The organism is Myceligenerans xiligouense (genome assembly GCF_003814695.1).
GTDB classification, from domain to species: domain Bacteria; phylum Actinomycetota; class Actinomycetes; order Actinomycetales; family Cellulomonadaceae; genus Myceligenerans; species Myceligenerans xiligouense.
On sequence record NZ_RKQZ01000001.1, the window covers coordinates 3860865 to 3878121 of the forward strand.

The window sequence follows — 17257 nt, forward strand, 5'->3', positions numbered from 1 at the left end:
TCGCCACGAATAACGCGGGTGAACGGGCCGGGACGGGAAGTTCTCCCCATCCCGGCCCGCGCGCGCTCGCCCCGTTCAGCTCGCCGGGTCGAGCAGCACCGCCACCGTGCGCGCCGGCACCGTGGCGGTCCCCGTCCCGGCGTCCCAGGTGGTACGCCGCACGACGTCGTCCCCGCCCGCCTCCTGGATCGGCGAGAGCGCGTAGTCGCGGCCGGACAGCTCCGGCACCTCGACGCGGGCGTCGTCGGGCGAGGCGTTGAAGACGATCAGCGCGCCGTCCAGCGCCGGGTCGACGTCGGCCGTACCGGCCAGGTCGTCGACCGACATCGCGATCACGCCCGGCAGGTCCTCCGCGCCCGCGCCCGCGGCCGTCCCCGGGAACGTCACCTTCTCCCGGATCAGGTCCGCCGAGCCGAGCCGCAGCAGGTCCGTCGACCCCCGCAGCTCCAGCAGCTCACGGGCCTGTGCGGAACCCAGCGCGATGTCCTCCGGGGCCGGCTTGAGCCCCGGGTCCGCGAGGAGCGGCCCCTGGTACCGCCACTTGTCCTCGTTGTCCGCCGCCATCGGCAGCCCGCGGCCGAACCCGTTGTCCTGCCCCGTCCAGTCGATGGCGTTGAACCAGTCGCCGGAGTCGTACGAGTTCCGGTCCAGCGACTTGGACCGCAGCAGGTCGGTCCCGGCGTGCCAGAACGAGGGCGTCTGCGCGAGCGCCGTCGTCGACAGGTTCACGGTGTTCATCCGCACCCGCTCGTCCATCGGGGTGCCGGCGGGGAGCTTGAGCGTCAGGAGGTCGAACAACGTCTCGTTGTCGTGCGCGTCGACGTAGGTGACGACCTCCTCGGGCGAGTCCGCGTAGCCGGCGGGCGAGCCCCGGTAGTCGATCTCGTCGCCGCGCCGGACCTCGCCGTCGGAGGTCACGAACTCGTAGTCGCGCAGGTTGCCCGCGAGTCCCAGCTTCACCACGTCCATCTGGTGCGCCAGGTCGTCCGCCTCGTCGGGGCCGCCGTCGTTCACCGACCCCGCGTCGCCGAGGCGCGCCTCACGCCCGTTCGGGTCGGTGAACAGCCCCGTCCCGACGCCCTGCTGGAACAGCGAAGACCCGTCCACCGGGGACCCGCCGTGCATCGCGTCGCGCAGGCGGTCGCTGAACGTGCCGATGCCGGTGCCGCCCAGGTTGCCCTGGGTGGCCTGCTCGAAGCGGGCGCCACCCGCGACCTCACCGAAGTCCCAGCCCTCGCCGTACAGGTACACGGCCGAACCGTCGACGCCGTCGTCGGAGAGCGTCAGCTCGTCCAGCGCCGCGCGCACGGCGAGCATGTTCTCCTTCGAGTGGTGCCCCATCAGGTCGAACCGGAACCCGTCCACGCGGTAGTCCCGCGCCCAGGTCACCACGGAGTCGACCATGAGCTTCTGGCCCATGGCGTGCTCCGTGGCGAGGTTCTGGCAGCAGGTGGAGGTCTCCACGTCGCCCGACACCGCGTTCTGCCGGTGGTAGTACCCCGGCACCACGCGGTCCAGCACGGACTTCTCGGCCTGCCCCGAGGCGGCCGTGTGGTTGAAGACCTGGTCGAGGATCACCTGGAGGCCCGCGTCGTGCAGCGCCCCGACCATGCCGCGGAACTCCGCGACCCGCGCAGCGCCGTCGGCCCGGCGGGCGTACGAGCCCTCGGGCGTCGTGAAGTGGTACGGGTCGTAGCCCCAGTTGAAGCCGTCGTCGGCCTGGATCTCCGCGACGGCCGCCTGCTGTTCCTCGCCGTCGGGCGCGAAGCCGGACAGGTCGCCGGTGGTGGCCTGCGCGTCCCGGTCCTCGGGGATGGTCGCGATGTCGAAGGTCGGCAGCAGGTGCACGCCGGTGATCCCGGCGTCGGCCAGCTCGCGCAGGTGCGTCATGCCGTCCGAGTCCTCGACCCCGAACGCGGCGTACGTGCCGCGCAGTCTCGCGGGGACGGACTCGTCCGCGATCGAGAAGTCACGCACGTGCAGCTCGTAGATCGTCTGGTCGACGGCGCGTTCCACCACCGGCGCGGGCGTGGTACGCCACCGGCGCGGCTGGTACCGCTTGTCGTCCAGCGACACGACCACCGAGTGCGTCGAGTCGAGCGTCAGCCCGAGCGAGTACGGGTCGGTCACGACGTTGGTCTCGACCTGGCCGGTCTCCGGCACGTACACCTCGACCGCGTAGCGGTAGCGGGCTCCGTACCAGGGGTAGCGCTTCGCGGCCCGCTTGCCGTCGAGCGTCCACGCGCCGTCGCTCCGCCGCTCGGTGTCGAACCGGTCGGGCTCGGCGCCGAGGTCGCGGCCCCGGGGCCACACCAGCAGGTCGACGTCGCGCGCGGTCGGCGCCCAGAGGGCGAACGAGGCCCACTTCCGGTTCGGGTGCACCACCGCACCGAGCTCGCGGTCCGTGGCGAACAGGTCGTCGAGCACGCCCGGGACCTGCACGCCCGTGACGGCGGTGGGTTCCTCGGGGCTCTCACCGGCCGCGTCGTACCGCTCCACGCGCAGCGGCCCCCGCAGGGCAGCCGTCGCCGCGGCCGTGTCCATGCCCTCGATCACGAGCGCCTGGTGCCCGGCGAGGTGCGGGAAGTCCTCGGCGACGTCCGCGGGCACCTCCCCCGGGTGCATCGCGTACGACGACGCGGCGTCGCCGCCCCCGGCGACCAGGCGCCAGTCGTCGCCCCGCCCGAAACCGTCGGCGGGCACCAGCACGACGTCTTCGCGGACCCAGTGCGCCGCCTGCTGCCCCTCACCGGGCGTGCCCGGCTCACCGGCCTCGACCGTGGGGATCTTGGTGGCCGGGTCCCAGGTGAACGTCACCTGGCCGCCGCCCGTGGTGTACGAGATGTTGGCGCCGTCGCGCTCGCCGTCGGCCCCGTAGTTCTCGGCCCAGGAGCCGTTGACGGCGACCTTGAACTCGTAGCTGCCCGCCGGGATGTCGAAGGTCCCGGCGTAGGTGCCGTCCTCCTGGAGCGCGAGGCGGGCCGCCTCGCAGTCGGGCGTCCAGTCGCCGGCGCAGCCCATCTCGGAGTTGTGGCTGCCGGGCACGACGACCATCTCGTACGGGTCGTCGGCGTCGTCGTCCACCACACCGCTGACGTCGAGGCCCACGGAGCCGTACGACGACGCCGCCGCGCGATCCCCGTCCGCGTCCCGCGTCACGGCGCGGTACTCGACGAGCGTGCCCTCGGGCAGGCCCGACGTGTCGTGGAAGACCCGCGGGCCGGTGTCCTCGGCGGTGCCGAGCGCGTGCCACTCGTCGGTGCCGACGGCGCGCCACGCGAAGGACGTCTCGGCCCAGGCGTCGTCGATCGCGGCCGCGACCGGCGCGACGCCCGAGACGGCGCCGCCGGCGCGCCGGACCTCGCCCGGTCCGACGGCGACCGCGCCGGTCGTGTCGGCGGCGACCTGCTGGTCGGCGACGAGGACGACGGCGGAGCGTGCCGGGACCGTGAGGGTCACCTCGCCGTCGGGGCCCGCCGTGACCGCTTCCGCTCCGGCACCGCCGTCGTACAGCACGCCGTACGAGGCTCCGGGAGTCAGTGTCGTGAACGACGCCGTGGCCGGCTCGGCCGCGTTGTTCAGCGCCACCAGGTGCTCGATCTTCTCCGTGCGGTCCACGCGCGAGAAGGCGTAGACGCCCGCCCCGTCGGCGGCGTAGCGCTCGATCTGGGCTCCGGTCGCGAGGGCGGGGTGCTCCTCGCGGAGCGTGGCGAGGGCCGCGATGTGCTCGTACAGCGGCGCGTCCGTGGCGTAGCGGTCCTGGCTCCCGGCCTGCTCACCGGTGACGAGCGGCTGGTTCGCGTACTCGTCCACCTGGGTGGCGAAGAGGGTCTGGCGGGCGTCCTTGTCCCCGCCCGTGCCCGCGAAGCCCTGCTCGTCGCCGTAGTAGACCACCGGCTGGCCGCGCGTCAGGTACATCAGCTCGTGCGCGAGCTCGTCGCGCTCCAGGGGGTCGTCGGTGCCGGCGAGCAGGTAGCCGACGCGGCCCATGTCGTGGTTGCCGAGGAAGGTCGGCAGCGCCGCCGCCGACGTGTCCGGCGTGGTGTAGAGGTCGTCGCTCGCGAAGTGCCCCGCGAGGCGCTGCGCGCTGTTGCCGCTCGCGTAGCTCGTGGCCGCGGACTGGAACGCGAAGTCCAGCACGGACGACATCGCGGTGTCGCGCACGTAGGGGGAGGTCTTGGCGGCGTCGGCGTCGTACACCTCGCCGAACGTGAAGAACTCGTCCTTGCCCTGGGCGTGGGCGTAGTCCTCGATGGTGGTGGACCACTCCTCCCAGAACTCGAAGTTGACGTGCTTCGCCGTGTCGATGCGGAACCCGTCGATGCCGAGGTCGATCCACGCCTGGTAGATCTCCTCCATGCCGTTCACGACCGTCGGGTGCTCGGTCATGAGGTCGTCGAGGCCGGAGAAGTCGCCATAGGTGACCGACTCGCCCTCCCACGTCGAGTTGCCCCGGTTGTGGTAGAGCGTCGGGTCGTTGAGCCAGGCCGGGACCTTGAGGTCGGCGTCCTCGGGCGCGACCTGCGGGGTGTAGGGGAAGCTCGTGGCCGCGTCGAGATCCGGGAAGTCGCCCGTGCCGGCGTGGTCGGCCGGGTCGAAGGGGTTGCCGTCGGCGTCGGTGTACGGGCGGGTGGCCTGGTCGACGTAGTCGTAGGTGCCCTCCGCGTAGTCGACGACGTCGGCCGTGTGGTTCGTGATGATGTCGAAGTAGACCTTGATGCCGCGCGCGTGGGCGTCGTCGATCAGGGCCGCGAGCTCGGCGTTCGTGCCCAGGTGCGGGTCGATCCGGGTGAAGTCCGTGATCCAGTAGCCGTGGTAGCCGGCGCTGACGTCGTCGCCGGAGCCCTGGACCGGCCGGTTGAGGAACGACGGTGTGAGCCAGATCGCGGTGGTGCCCAGCCCTTCGATGTAGTCCAGGTTCTGCGCCAGGCCGGCGAGGTCGCCGCCCTGGTAGAAGCCCTTGTCGGCGGGGTCGAAGCCGGTGTCGAGCGGGCCGCCCTCCAGCCCGCCCTCGTCGTTGGACTCGTCGCCGTTGGCGAACCGGTCGGTCATGACGAAGTAGAAGCGCTCGTCGGAGCCGGGCTGGCGGACCGGCGGGGTGACCAGCGCGTCGTCGGCCTCGGTGTAGCCGCCCGCGAGGTCCAGCGGAGTGACGGCGATGCGGTGGGTCTCGTCGTCGTAGGTGACGCGCACCGTGGTGGCGCCCTCCAGGTTGAGCGGGGCGTTGTCGGTGCCGCCCTCGCGGCCGTACGACTCGTCCCAGCCCCCGTCGAGGGCGACCTTGTACTCGTAGGCGCCGGCCGGGAGCTCGAACTCGGCCGTGAACGTGCCGTCCCCCGCCGGGGTGAGGGAGCTGGCCGCACAGGTGGGGTCCCAGTTCTCGGGACAGCCGAGAGCGGTCTGGAGGTCACCGACGAGCGTGGCGGATTCCGCCGCGGTGGCATCGGCCGCCGAGGCGGTGGCCGAGGCACCGGCCAGGCCGGCGACGGCGAGCAGGGAACCGGCGGCGGCAAGCGCTGCCGGACGGCGGAGCTTGCGACGGCCTGCCGCACGCCCGACCAGACGGTGCGGGTGGCTCGGAGAAGATCCGGGATCAGGTCCCGGACGTGGCGCGCGGACAGGGGGTGCGGCTGGCATGGAGACTCCTTCGTCGTCCCAGGGGGACCCCACCCTTCGGGGCCAGGGCCTCGCCGACTGTAACGCTTGCAACATTTTGCAGCAAGGCCAACACCGGGTACCACCCGACCCATCTCAAGCTGATTCCAGGGCAACAGCTCCCGGACTCAGCCCGCCAGGTGAGCCCACGTCGGGGCCAGGTCACGCCACGGACCCACCGCGGCGACCTCGCCCTCGTCGAGGACCACCACCCGGTCCGCGCGGGCCAGGGCGGCTCGCTTCGACGTCGCGCCGATCACCGTGGTGCCCCGTTCGCGCAGCGCCGCCCACAGCTCGAGCTCCGTCGCGGCGTCCAGGGCGGACGACACGTCGTCGGCGAGCAGCAGTTCGGCATCGGCGGCCAGGGCGCGGGCCAGCGCGAGCCGCTGGACCTGGCCACCGGACAACCGCACGCCGCGGTGGCCCACCAGCGAGTGGGGGCCTCCGGCGTCGGCGATGTCCGGGGCGAGCCGCGCCGCCTCGACCGGGGCCTCGAGCTCCCGCTCGTGGTCCAGCCGCACGTTGTCGGCGAACGTGCCGGACAGCACCCGCGGGATCTGGGCCACGTACGCGACCTGGCCGGGACGCAGGAACGTCTGGGCCTCGGTCACCTCGGTGTCGTTCCAGCGGATCTCACCCGTGTGCTCCAGGAGTCCGGCCAGGGACGAGAGCAGGCTCGACTTGCCCGATCCGACCTGACCGAGCAGCAGCACGAGCTCGCCCCGCCGCACCGTGAGGTCCACACCGGACACGCCGATGGTCCCGTCGTCGTGGACGGCGGTGAGGCCGCGCAGCTCCAGGTGGTCCAAGGGCTCCCGCGGTCCGGGCGCGGGCTCCGGGGCGGTCCCGGTGGACAGGTCGACGCCTGCGGGCTGGTCGATCAGGTCGACACCGCCGGCGAACCGGCTGGTCGCCTTCTGCCAGTTCCGTGTGCCGGGGGCCTCGGTGATCACCATGCCCGCGACCATGCCGAACCAGCCGAACCCCGCGACGGCGCCCGCCACCATCAGCGTGGTGGCCAGGCTCCAGGTGCCCTGCAGGAGCAGGGCCCAGGCGACGACGACGCCGGCCTGCAGCACCACTCCGGGCACGCCCTCGAGGACGGCCTGCACGCGGTGCTCGAAGATCGCCGCCCTGACCCGCCCGCTGTCGACCTGACGCAGGTGCGCGTGCACCTGCGGAGTCCGGGCGGCGAGCTTGACCGTGCGCGCGGAGTCCAGGGCGGAGACCAGCGCGCGACCGAACTGGGCGCGGGCCGCCGAGGACTTCGTCGCGGAACGACCCGCGATCGGGCGCCCGATCGCCGACGCCCCGGCCGAGATCGCCATCACGCTCAGCAGCACCGCGCCGACCAGCCAGGAGCGCCCGATCAGCGTGGCCACGGCGACCACGACGAGCCCGTTCACGAAGTCGACCCAGCGGTCGGTGTAGTTCACGAAGCGATCGGCGTCCATCGCACGGGCGACGATCTCGCCGGGCGGCGTCGCCGGCAGGCGCCGCTGCGTGGTCTGCCCGGCCATCACCGACATCCGTACCCGGAGCAGGATGTCGATCCACCACTTCGGATACACGTAGATGGCATGGGCCAGCATGATCGGCGATGCGATGAGCAGCACGGGGAGGCCGATGAACTCGGCCAGCGGAATTCCCGCCCCCGAGTCGATGCCCTCGACGATGCGGCCCCACAGGAACGTGGTCAGCACGCCCGCGGCGTTGATCATGCTGAACAGGAGGAACAGCACCACGCCGAACACGCCCCAGGCCGGGCGGATGAAGACCGCGTGCAGGACCGTGCGGGCCAGGCTGGGCCCGTCGCCCGGGTCCTCGATCTCCGGCGGAGCGCCGCGGCGCCGCCGGGTCCCCACCGCGCCGGCCCCGGTCCCCGCGGTTCCCATCCCCGCGGCCCTGATGCCGTCGCCCGACGACGGCGACGCGGCCGCGCCGGCGGCGGACAGCTCCGCCCCTCGGACGGGCGGGACGTCGTCCGACACGAGCCCCCCGGCCGGCCCCGCTCCGGTCGTCTCCGGCGCGACGGCCCGACGCACCGCCCCACCGGGCTCCTCCTCCAGCAGGCCGTCCTCGGCGGCGTGCGACGCGCTCGCCTCCAGCAGGTCGCGGAAGGGACCCGCTGCCCTGGCGAGTTCGGCGCGGCGCCCCTGCTGCACGACCTTGCCGTGGTCGAGCACGGCCACGTGCCCGGCCCGCTCGATCGTCGTGAGCCGGTGCGCGATCAGCACGCCGGTGCGCCCGGTGAGCAGCCGGTCCGCGGCGGCCACGACACGAGCCTCGGTGAGCGGGTCCATGCGTGCCGTCGCCTCGTCCAGGACGACCACCTGCACGTGGCGCACCAGCAGCCGCGCGAACGCGACGAGCTGCTCCTCCCCGGCGGAGAGGCGTGTGCCACCCGGACCGAGCAGCGTGTCCAGCCCGTCCGGGAGGCCTTCGGCCCAGTCGGACAGCCCGAGCTCGGCCACGGCCGCCTCGATCTGCTCGCGGGGCACATCGGCGAACAACGCGATGTTCTCGGCGAGAGTCCCCGCCAGGATCTCGGTCCGCTGGGTCACCACGCCGACCGAGGCGCGCAGCGCCTGCAGGTCGAGGTCGCGGACATCGACTCCGCCGAGGAAGACCGCTCCCCGCGGTGGCTCGACGGCACGGGACAGCAAACCCGCCAGCGTGGACTTCCCGGAACCGGTACGCCCCACCAGGGCCACCGTCTCACCCGCGGGCACCACCAGATCCACGCCCTGCAGGGCGAACGTGCCCTCGCTGTAGGAGAAGTGCAGGTCCCGCAGCTCCAGGTCCAGCGGCGGCTCCGGTACGGGCTCGCCGCCCTCCGGCTCCGGCGCGACGCCGAGCATCTGCTTGATCCTCGTGATCGCGCCGAGCCCTTCCTGGATGTCCGGAAGGTGGTGGATCAGCATGTCGGTCTGCGCCACGAAGCCCGCCGTGACCAGGAACAGCGTGACGAGCTGACCGACCCCGAGGCCCCCGTCCGCCGCCATCGCGGCGCCGACCACGGCAACCCCCGCGAGCAGCGCGTGCAGGACGACCCCCGCCCGCCGCAGCATCCGCGACTCGACCCTGACGACGGCGGCCAGCCTGCGATGCACCTCGGCGGAGAGCCCGGCCAGCCGCCGGATCGCGAAGGCGCGTCCGAGGCTGGTGCGCAGATCGTCGCGGGCCGCGACCGCCTCCTCGAAGGCTGCCGCGTGATCGGTCCAGGCTGCCTCCTCCACGACCTTGAGCCGCACGATCTGGCCCAGGAGCCCGCGAATGAGCAGCACGGTCAGCGCGACCAGCACCGGGAACAGGAACCAGGCGGGCCACCACTGCAGCCCGGCGATGATCCACATCGGCACGCACCCGACGACGGAGCGTGCGGCGCCCCACAACTGCCGCCGCACGAGCTGCCCGACGGCATGCGTGTCGTCGTCGACGCGGTCCAGGATCTCCCCGACCGCCTGGTCGTTGAGCGTGTTCAGTGGCTGGTGCATGGCCGCGCGCAGCAGGTCGCCACGCAGCTTGCCCTCGGCGCGGTCCGTGACCCCGGCCCATGCCACCTGGCCGGCGCTGTCGAGGAAAGCGCCGCCGACGAGACACGCGGCGAGCAGCACGACACCCAGCAGCGTGGCGCTCTCCGCGAGCCGGCCGGCGACCACCGCACCGTACGCCTGGGCGGTGACCGCCACCACGAGCGCGAACAGCGAGACCGCCGCCACGGGACCGCGCAGACGCCGCCAGTCGAGCCGGCGGGAAGGGTCGCCGACGACGCGCTCGTCCCGGGTGCCGGTGGCGCGCTGTGGAGGGGAGAAAGTTGCCTGGACCATCACGCTCACGCTACGTCGGCACACTGACATCGCCCTCCTCTTTTTTCGCCGGGAGACGGACGGCCGGGCCGACGTCGCCGACCACGGGCATCGGCTACGGACCGGAACGACGACGGCGGTCGTGGTGCCGTCCCACGGGGAACGTCACCACGACCGCCGTCGTGCACGAACGCGTCAGAGCGACGCGAGGGCCTCGTTGAAGATGGTGCTCGGGCGCATCACGGCGCCCGCCTTCTCGTCGTCCGGCTGGTAGTAGCCGCCGACGTCGGCGGGCTTGCCCTGGACGGCGAGAAGCTCGGCGACGATCGCCTCCTCCTCGGCGCCCAGCTTCTCGGCCAGGGGCGCGAAGGCGGCGGCGAGCTCGGCGTCGCCGGTCTGCGCGGCGAGCTCCCTCGCCCAGTAGAGGGCGAGGTAGAAGTGCGAGCCGCGGTTGTCGATGGTGCCGAGCTTGCGGCCGGGGGAACGGTCCTCGGCCAGGAACGTCCCCGTCGCCGCGTCGAGCGTGTCGGCGAGGGCCTGGGCGCGAGCGTTGCCGGTGAACTTCGCCAGGTGCTCGAAGGACGCGGCCAGCGCGAAGAACTCGCCGAGCGAGTCCCAGCGCAGGTAGTCCTCCTCGACGAGCTGCTGCACGTGCTTCGGCGCAGACCCGCCGGCGCCCGTCTCGAAGAGGCCGCCGCCGTTCATCAGCGGGACGATCGAGAGCATCTTCGCCGAGGTGCCCACCTCGAGGATCGGGAAGAGGTCGGTGTTGTAGTCGCGCAGCACGTTGCCGGTGACCGAGATGGTGTCCTCGCCCTTGCGGATGCGCTCGAGGGAGTACTTCGTGGCCTCGGCGGGCGCCATGATCTCGAGCGTCAGCCCGCCGAGCTCACCGGCGGAGCCGTCGTCGAGGTACTCGCGGACCTTCTCGATGAGGCGGGCGTCGTGGGCGCGGTTCTGGTCGAGCCAGAACACGGCGGGCACGCCGGTGGCCCGGGCACGGGTGACGGCCAGCTTGACCCAGTCGCGGACGGCGACGTCCTTGGTCTGGCAGGCACGCCAGACGTCGCCGGCGCCCACCTCGTGCTCCATGACCGTCTCGCCGGCGCTGTCGACGATGCGGACGGTGCCGGCGGACGGGATCTCGAACGTCTTGTCGTGCGACCCGTACTCCTCGGCCTTCTTGGCCATCAGGCCGACGTTCGGGACGGAGCCCATCGTGGCCGGGTCGAGCGCGCCGTTGGCCTTGCAGTCGTCGATGACGGCCTGGTAGACGCCGGCGTACGACGAGTCGGGGATGACGGCGAGGGCATCCGCCTCGTTGCCGTCGGGGCCCCACATGTGGCCGCCGCCGCGGATCATGGCCGGCATCGACGCGTCGACGATGACGTCGGACGGGACGTGCAGGTTCGTGATGCCCTTGTCGGAGTTCACCATGGCGAGCTCGGGACCGTCGGCGAGCGCGGCGTCGAACGCGGCGCGGATCTCGGCGCCGTTCGGCAGGCTCGCCAGGCCGGCGAAGATCGAGCCGAGGCCGTCGTTGGCGGACAGGCCGGCGGCGGCCAGGTCCGCGCCGTACCTGTCGAAGACCGGCTTGAAGAACGCCTTGACCACGTGACCGAAGATGATCGGGTCGGAGACCTTCATCATCGTGGCCTTGAGGTGCACGGAGAAGAGGACGCCCTGCTCCTTCGCCTCGGCGATCGCGCCGGTGAGGAAGGTGTCGAGCGCCGCGGCCGACATGAAGGTGCCGTCGAGGACCTCGCCGGCGTCGACGGCGAGGCCGTCCTTGAGGACCGTGACCGTGCCGTCGGCGGCGACGTGCTCGATCCGCAGGGTGTCGGCGGCCGGGATGACCACGGACTTCTCGTTGGAGAAGAAGTCGTCGCGGCCCATGGTCGCGACCGCGGTCTTCGAGTCGGCGGTCCAGGCGCCCATGCGGTGCGGGTGCGCCTTGGCGTAGTTCTTGACCGACGCCGGGGCGCGGCGGTCGGAGTTGCCCTCGCGGAGCACCGGGTTGACGGCCGAACCCTTGACCTTGTCGTAGCGGGCGCGAACCTCGCGCTCCTCGTCCGTGGACGGTTCCTCCGGGTAGTCGGGCAGGTCGTACCCCTTGCCCCGGAGCTCGGCGATCGCGGCCTTGAGCTGCGGCACCGACGCGGAGATGTTCGGCAGCTTGATGATGTTGGCGTCCGGCCGCGTCGCCAGCTCACCGAGCTCCGCCAGCGCGTCCGGCTGGGCCTGCTCCGGGGTGAGGCGCTCCGGGAACTGCGCGACGATGCGGCCGGCCAGCGAGATGTCGCGGGTCTCGACGTCCACGCCCGCCTTGGCCGCGTAGGCCGAGACGATCGGGAGGAGGGAGTAGGTCGCCAGCATCGGCGCCTCGTCCGTGTGGGTGTAGATGATCTTGGCCATGGGCAGAACAGGCTCCTGGATCAGTTGGCAGACGATTTCTTGATATCAAGATACCGCGCCGAAACCTGGATCGAGGCATCGGGTAATCAGCCTCACACCGTTGCCGCCCGGGCGGATCGTCAGATCAGGCCCAGGGACCGCACCGCGTCCCGCTCGGCCGCCAGTTCGGCCACGGACGCGTCGATCCGGCCGCGGGAGAACTCGTCGATCTCGAGCCCCTCCACGATCTGCCAGTCTCCCCCGGCCGATGTCACCGGGAACGAGGACACCAGACCCTCCGGCACGCCGTACTCGCCGTGGCTGTACACGCCCGCGCTCGTCCAGTCGCCCTCGCGGGTCCCGCGCGTCCAGTCCCGCACGTGCTCGATCGCCGCGTTCGCCGCCGACGCCGCCGACGACGCCCCGCGGGCCTCGATGATCGCGGCACCGCGCTTCGCGACCGTGGGGATGAACGTGTCGGTGAGCCACTCACGGTCCGCCGCCACCTCGGCACCCGGGACGTCGCCCACCGTGGCGTGGAACAGGTCCGGGTACTGGGTCGCGGAGTGGTTGCCCCAGATCGTGAGCCCGCTGATCCTGCTGACCGGCGTACCCGTCCGGGCCGCCACCTGGGAGAGAGCGCGGTTGTGGTCCAGGCGGGTCATCGCGGTGAACCGCTCCGCCGGCACATCGGGGGCGTGGGCCGACGCGATGAGCGCGTTCGTGTTCGCGGGGTTGCCCACCACGAGCACCCTGACGTCCGACGCCGCACCGTCGTTGATCGCCCGGCCCTGCGGCCCGAAGATCCCGCCGTTGGCCTCGAGCAGGTCGGCCCGCTCCATGCCGGCGCCGCGCGGCCGGGCGCCGACGAGGAGACCGACGTTCGCCCCCTCGAAGGCCTTGACCGGGTCGTCGAAGATGTCGACGCCGGCCAGGGTGCCGAAGGCGCAGTCGTCGAGCTCCATCGCCGTCCCCTCGGCCGCCCTGACGGCGGCGGGGATCTCCAGGAGACGGAGCCGGACCGGTACGTCCGCGCCCAGCATCTCTCCCGCGGCGATGCGGAAGAGGAGCGCGTACCCGATCTGGCCAGCGGCTCCGGTGACGGTGACGTTCACGGGTTCAGTCATGGGGCCCACTCTTGCATCGAACGGACGCCCCTGCCCAGTACCCACGCGAAATTCTTCGCGAAGTCGTGACCAGCGGCCCATGCCACCACTACTCCGGGAAAAGGCACGGGTCCGAACTCGCCGTGTTCAGGTCGTCTTCAGGTGATTGCTGGCAAGATGCTCCCCGAAACCCGGCACGCACCCGCGTGCGCCACCCCGAAAGGATCATCTCTCATGGCCAACGCGTACGCCGTGTCCGACGGCGCGCTCGACGCCCCCACCGAGACCTCCGGCTCCGGGACCCTCTCCCGCGTGCTCGCCGAGGCGTTCGGCACCTTCGTCCTCGTCCTCGGTGTGCTGAGCATCGGCGTGTACAGCTTCCTCAACCAGTCGGGCGCCATCGGTGTCGCGCTGACCGGTGGGTTCGCGTACGCGGCGGCGCTGGTCGCCGTCGGCCACGTGTCCGGCGGGTGGTTCAACCCGGCGATCACGCTCGCCCAGGCCATCGCCGGCCGGGTGCGCTGGGCCGAGGTGCCGCTGTACTGGCTCGCCCAGCTCGTCGGCGGCTTCGCGGCGGGTGCGGTGCTGTTCGGAACCCTCCCCGACAAGCTCTACGAGCTGCTCGGCAAGGAGAACAACGCCGCCCTGTACGCCCAGGGCGCGAACGGCTGGGGCGACTTCTCGCCGCTCTACACGCTCTCGCAGGGCGGCGCCACGTTCAACATGCTCCAGGCGGGCATCGTCGAGCTCGTGGCCTCGGCCGCGCTGGCGGGCATCGCCCTGGCCGTCGGCACGAAGAACCGCGCCGTCATGGCCGCGGCCGGCGGGCTCGGCCTCGCGGCGCTCAGCGTCGTCGCCTACCCGGTGACCGGCGCCGGCCTGAACCCGGTGCGCTCGACCGTGGCCGCGGTCCTCTCCATGGACTGGGACGGCGTGAGCGGTCAGGTCTGGCTGTTCTGGGTCGCCCCGCTGGTGGGCGCCGGCATCGCCGCGCTCTTCGCGGTCGCGTTCGGCCCGCAGGAGTCCCCGGAGGGCATCGAGACGTTCGGCACGGAGGCCGACACCTACGACGACGGAACCGACGGCGGGACCGACGACACCCCCGACACCGTCACCGCGGACAGCACGGACGCGACGAGCACGGACGAGAAGAAGACGAACTGACGCCTCCGAGGCAGTGGCTCCGCCGGACCCACTGCCTCGGGCGCTTCTCAGAACACCGCGTCGCGCAGCCGGACGGCGGGATCCACGATCCTCTCCAGGTCCACGATCAGCGGATCGGGTCGGTTCACCAGCTTGCGCACCTGGCCGACCTCCCGCGGCGAGTCCGCGAGCAGGACGGCCCGCACGCGCGCGACGTGGTGTCCCTGGTCGGTCACCCTCTGGCTCCGGTGCATGCTGTGCTCGACATAGAAGGCCGCCCAGCGGTCGCCGCCCGTGGGGTCGCCCCGGAAGACCACCTGTTCGAACGGCGACGGCACGCCGAAGAGCGCCAGGTCGTGCCCGAGCTGCCGGCTGAACACGTACGGCGCGTGCGTGCGCAGCGGCGTCAGGCCGAGCCGGGCACGCACCGGCTCCGGATCGGCCGGGCGTTCGTCGACACCGAGCATGGCGCGCGCCGTCGGCTCCGGGTCGTGCAGTGCCGCGGACCAGTGGCCGCCGGGCACCGCCCCGAACACCGGATGGTCGCGCGTCGCGATGTCCCCGACGGCCCAGACCCGTGCCAGGGCCTCGGCGTGCAGCCGCCCGGCCGGGTCGCCCGGCATCGCGGTCCCGAGGAACCTGCCCGCGCGGTTGACCCGCAGGCCACCACGGGCGTCGAGCGGGAGCGAGCCGCGCAGCCAGCCCGACGCCGGCCGGGCGCCCACCGCCGCGAGCACCAGGTCCGCGCCGAAGTACTCGCCCCCCGCGGCGCGCACACCGTCGTCGGCCACCTTCTCGACGGGGGCGCCCGTGACGAGGCGGACCCCGGCCTCCGCGAACCACGGCACGAGGTGCGCCCCGACCCTTCCGCCCAGTTGCCGCTCCAGGGGGGTGCCACCCGCCTCCACGACGGTCACTTCCGCGCCCGCACCCGCCGCGACACCCGCCACCTCCGCCCCGATCCAGCCGGCGCCCACGATGACCACCCGCACGCCGGGCCCGATCGCGGCCCGCAGCGCCTCCGCGTCGCGATACGTGTGCAGCACCGAGGCCGCGTCCCAGCCCGGCGGGACGAGGGGTTCCGCGCCGCAGGCCAGCACGACGGCGTCGGAGGTGACGGTGTCCGACGACGCCACCTCGGTGGCCACCCCGTCCCGGGTGACCGTCAGGCGGGTGGCCGGGTCGTCCAGGCGCACGTCGTCGGCCAGCACGGACAGGTCGACGCCCAGGTCGTCGGAGATCCACAGCGGCTCGGTGCGCGTGAGCAGTTCCTTGGACAGCGGCGGGCGGTCGTAGGGCGGCACGCCCTCCGCGCCGAGGACGGTCAGGCGCCCGGTGAAGCCGTGCGCCCGGAGTGCGGCGGCGGTCTGCGCGCCGGCCAGACCGGCACCGATGATCGTGATGGACCGGGGTGAGGACGACGGCATGGACTCACCGTATCGCCCTGGCAACTTCCTGTACCGCCCTGGCGACTCTCTGGTGACTCCACGGCATCGGCGAGGTCCAGGCACAGGAGTTCCCATCGACGGCGCCCTCCGGGCAAAGGTCCGGCCAGGGTGGTTGCAGCCTGATCACGGCTGGTCCGGACCTGTCCGATTCGCCGGTAGGCTCTGCGGCGTGGATCTCAGCGGGACCTCGGACGGCAGCGAGTCTCACTCCGGACAGACCGGAGGAGGGACCGCGACGCTCGTCGCGTCCGACTGGCGGCGGCCCGCAGACGAGGCAGGCTGGAACGACAGCGCGCTCCCGTCCGAGCGTGCCGGGCACCTTCCCGCCGAGGAGGATCCATTGGACGCGGAGCACCCGTCGCGCCGGCACACCCGCGCGGTCTGGTGGCTGCTCGCCGGCGTCGTGCTCTCGCTGCTGCTCGGCCTCGTGGTCGGGGGGCGGGCAGGCTCGCTCGGGATCGCCGTGACGCTCGCCGTCGCCGGGACGTTCCGCGCGGTGCTGCGCGGCCCGGGTCCGGCCGGCCTGGCGATCCGCACCCGGAGCCTCGACGTCGTCATGTACATGACCGTGGCGGTCCTGATCGGCGTCCTGGCCGTCGTGGCGCCGATCGACTGACCTCACCGCCCGGCGCCCTCCAGCGTGCCGGTGACCGGCTGGTCCGACTCGACGATGCAGGCCACCTTGCGATCGCCTTCCTCCCAGCTCTCCTGGGACGGCGCGACCGGCCAGTACGTCAGCTCGGACGCCGCCCACGCCTCGCCGACGAACTCGTCGAACTCCGGGTAGCAGTACGCGTCAGCCGCCTCCCAGAGCTCCGCCTGTGTCGGCGCCGCGCCGGTGCCGTCCGTGGCGCCCGGAGCACCACCACCCACGGAGTCCTCCAGCCAGGTCACGCCGAAGACCTCGCCGTGGTGCGGCTCGTCGCACGGCACCACCGGGATCCAGTACAGGATCGCGAGTCCGTCGACCTCCTCCGTGTCGAGGCAGTCGCCGCTGTCGAGGTCGACGGGCCTGGTCCGCGACGGGTCGTCGGCGGTCTCCTGCCCCTCGGTCGCCCACCACCTCGCGATGTCCTCGCCCGCGGAGGTGCCCGGCGTCGGGAGCACGTCGAACGGGTCGGTGGTGCCGTCCGGCGCGCCGGAGGGGGCCGACGCCGTGCCCGCGCCCGCATCCCCGGAACGCTCGGGGGATGCGGTCACGAGCCCCGCGGCCTGAGCGAGCGCGGGCGGGACGTACGCCGCCGCGCCGGCGGGCAACCACGCCGGAGCCATGACGACCGCCGCGGCCGAGCCCGCGAGGAGCACGGTGCCGGTGCAGATCGCGCCCACGGCGAAGCCCAGTGCCCGCCGGGAGGCCGCCCGGGCGGCGTCGAGGTGGTTCGCCGCCGCCTCCCGCGCCGCCCGGACCGCCTGGACGAGCGCGGGTACCGCGAGCGGCCAGAACAGGAGGAACGCGGCCACCACCCAGCCGGTCCGCGCGGAGACGCGGCCCTCGGGCTCGGGCTCCGGTTCCGGCTCGGGCTCCGGTTCCGGTTCCGGTTCGGCCGTGCCGGTCTCGTCGGTGCCGGTGCTGTCGGCCTCGTCGGTGCTGTTGCCTGTGTCGTCGGTATCGGCGCTACCGCTGTCGTCGGTGCTCTCGGGCTCGGCGGGGGGATTCTGGGCCACGACGCGAGATGGTATCGCCCAGGCCTGACAAAGTACG

Annotated in this window: 8 protein-coding genes; 2 read left to right on the forward strand and 6 right to left on the reverse strand. The window is 72.8% G+C overall.

Translation table 11 applies throughout. The annotated features are described in order from the left end of the window. Positions 1-75: 75 nt before the first annotated feature. The 4 genes from pulA to EDD34_RS16940 all read right to left on the reverse strand — a co-directional run bounded on the left by pulA (position 76) and on the right by EDD34_RS16940 (position 12985). Positions 76-5637: a pullulanase-type alpha-1,6-glucosidase gene (gene pulA, locus EDD34_RS16925; protein ID WP_123815606.1), complete on the reverse strand. Its 5562-nt coding sequence runs from the start codon at positions 5635-5637 to the stop codon at positions 76-78. Positions 5638-5783: 146 nt separating this feature from the next. Further along, positions 5784-9485, reverse strand: a complete 3702-nt coding sequence (locus tag EDD34_RS16930) for an ATP-binding cassette domain-containing protein (protein WP_123815607.1) — start codon at positions 9483-9485, stop codon at positions 5784-5786. A 174-nt stretch (positions 9486-9659) separates the two neighbouring features. Continuing rightward, the gene (locus EDD34_RS16935; RefSeq protein WP_211341623.1) at positions 9660-11879 is read right to left on the reverse strand and encodes an NADP-dependent isocitrate dehydrogenase; all 2220 of its coding nucleotides are present in this window, start codon (positions 11877-11879) and stop codon (positions 9660-9662) included. 119 nt (positions 11880-11998) lie between these two features. Then, entirely contained in the window at positions 11999-12985 is a 987-nt protein-coding gene (locus EDD34_RS16940) for a malate dehydrogenase (RefSeq protein ID WP_123815609.1), read from the reverse strand. A gap of 213 nt (positions 12986-13198) precedes the next feature. Between EDD34_RS16940 and EDD34_RS16945 the strand changes: the two genes are divergently transcribed. Continuing rightward, positions 13199-14128 (forward strand): MIP/aquaporin family protein, encoded by a 930-nt coding sequence (locus tag EDD34_RS16945; protein WP_170177109.1) that lies wholly within the window; start codon positions 13199-13201, stop codon positions 14126-14128. Between the two features lie 47 nt (positions 14129-14175). On the opposite strand, the gene EDD34_RS16950 is transcribed toward EDD34_RS16945, so the two are convergent. Then, a complete protein-coding gene (locus tag EDD34_RS16950) occupies positions 14176-15534 on the reverse strand; it encodes an NAD(P)/FAD-dependent oxidoreductase (protein ID WP_123815611.1) in 1359 nt (452 codons plus the stop codon). Between the two features lie 190 nt (positions 15535-15724). Here EDD34_RS16950 and EDD34_RS16955 point away from each other — a divergent pair, with 190 nt between their 5' ends. Further along, positions 15725-16171, forward strand: coding sequence for a DUF3017 domain-containing protein (locus EDD34_RS16955; protein WP_170177110.1), 447 nt, complete (start codon positions 15725-15727; stop codon positions 16169-16171). A 2-nt stretch (positions 16172-16173) separates the two neighbouring features. On the opposite strand, the gene EDD34_RS16960 is transcribed toward EDD34_RS16955, so the two are convergent. Next, positions 16174-17220 carry a septum formation family protein gene (locus EDD34_RS16960; protein WP_123815613.1) on the reverse strand — a complete coding sequence of 349 codons (1047 nt, stop codon included), beginning with the start codon at positions 17218-17220 and terminating at the stop codon, positions 16174-16176. Between the last annotated feature and the right edge of the window lie 37 nt (positions 17221-17257).

Excerpts from the sequence above, each read along its gene's own strand:
- EDD34_RS16935 (WP_211341623.1), bottom strand. The coding sequence starts at position 11,879 with ATGGCCAAGATCATCTACACCCACACGGACGAGGCGCCGATGCTGGCG.
- EDD34_RS16930 (WP_123815607.1), bottom strand. The coding sequence starts at position 9,485 with ATGGTCCAGGCAACTTTCTCCCCTCCACAGCGCGCCACCGGCACCCGG.
- EDD34_RS16950 (WP_123815611.1), bottom strand. The coding sequence starts at position 15,534 with ATGCCGTCGTCCTCACCCCGGTCCATCACGATCATCGGTGCCGGTCTG.
- pulA (WP_123815606.1), bottom strand. The coding sequence starts at position 5,637 with ATGCCAGCCGCACCCCCTGTCCGCGCGCCACGTCCGGGACCTGATCCC.
- EDD34_RS16940 (WP_123815609.1), bottom strand. The coding sequence starts at position 12,985 with ATGACTGAACCCGTGAACGTCACCGTCACCGGAGCCGCTGGCCAGATC.
- EDD34_RS16945 (WP_170177109.1), top strand. The coding sequence starts at position 13,199 with ATGGCCAACGCGTACGCCGTGTCCGACGGCGCGCTCGACGCCCCCACC.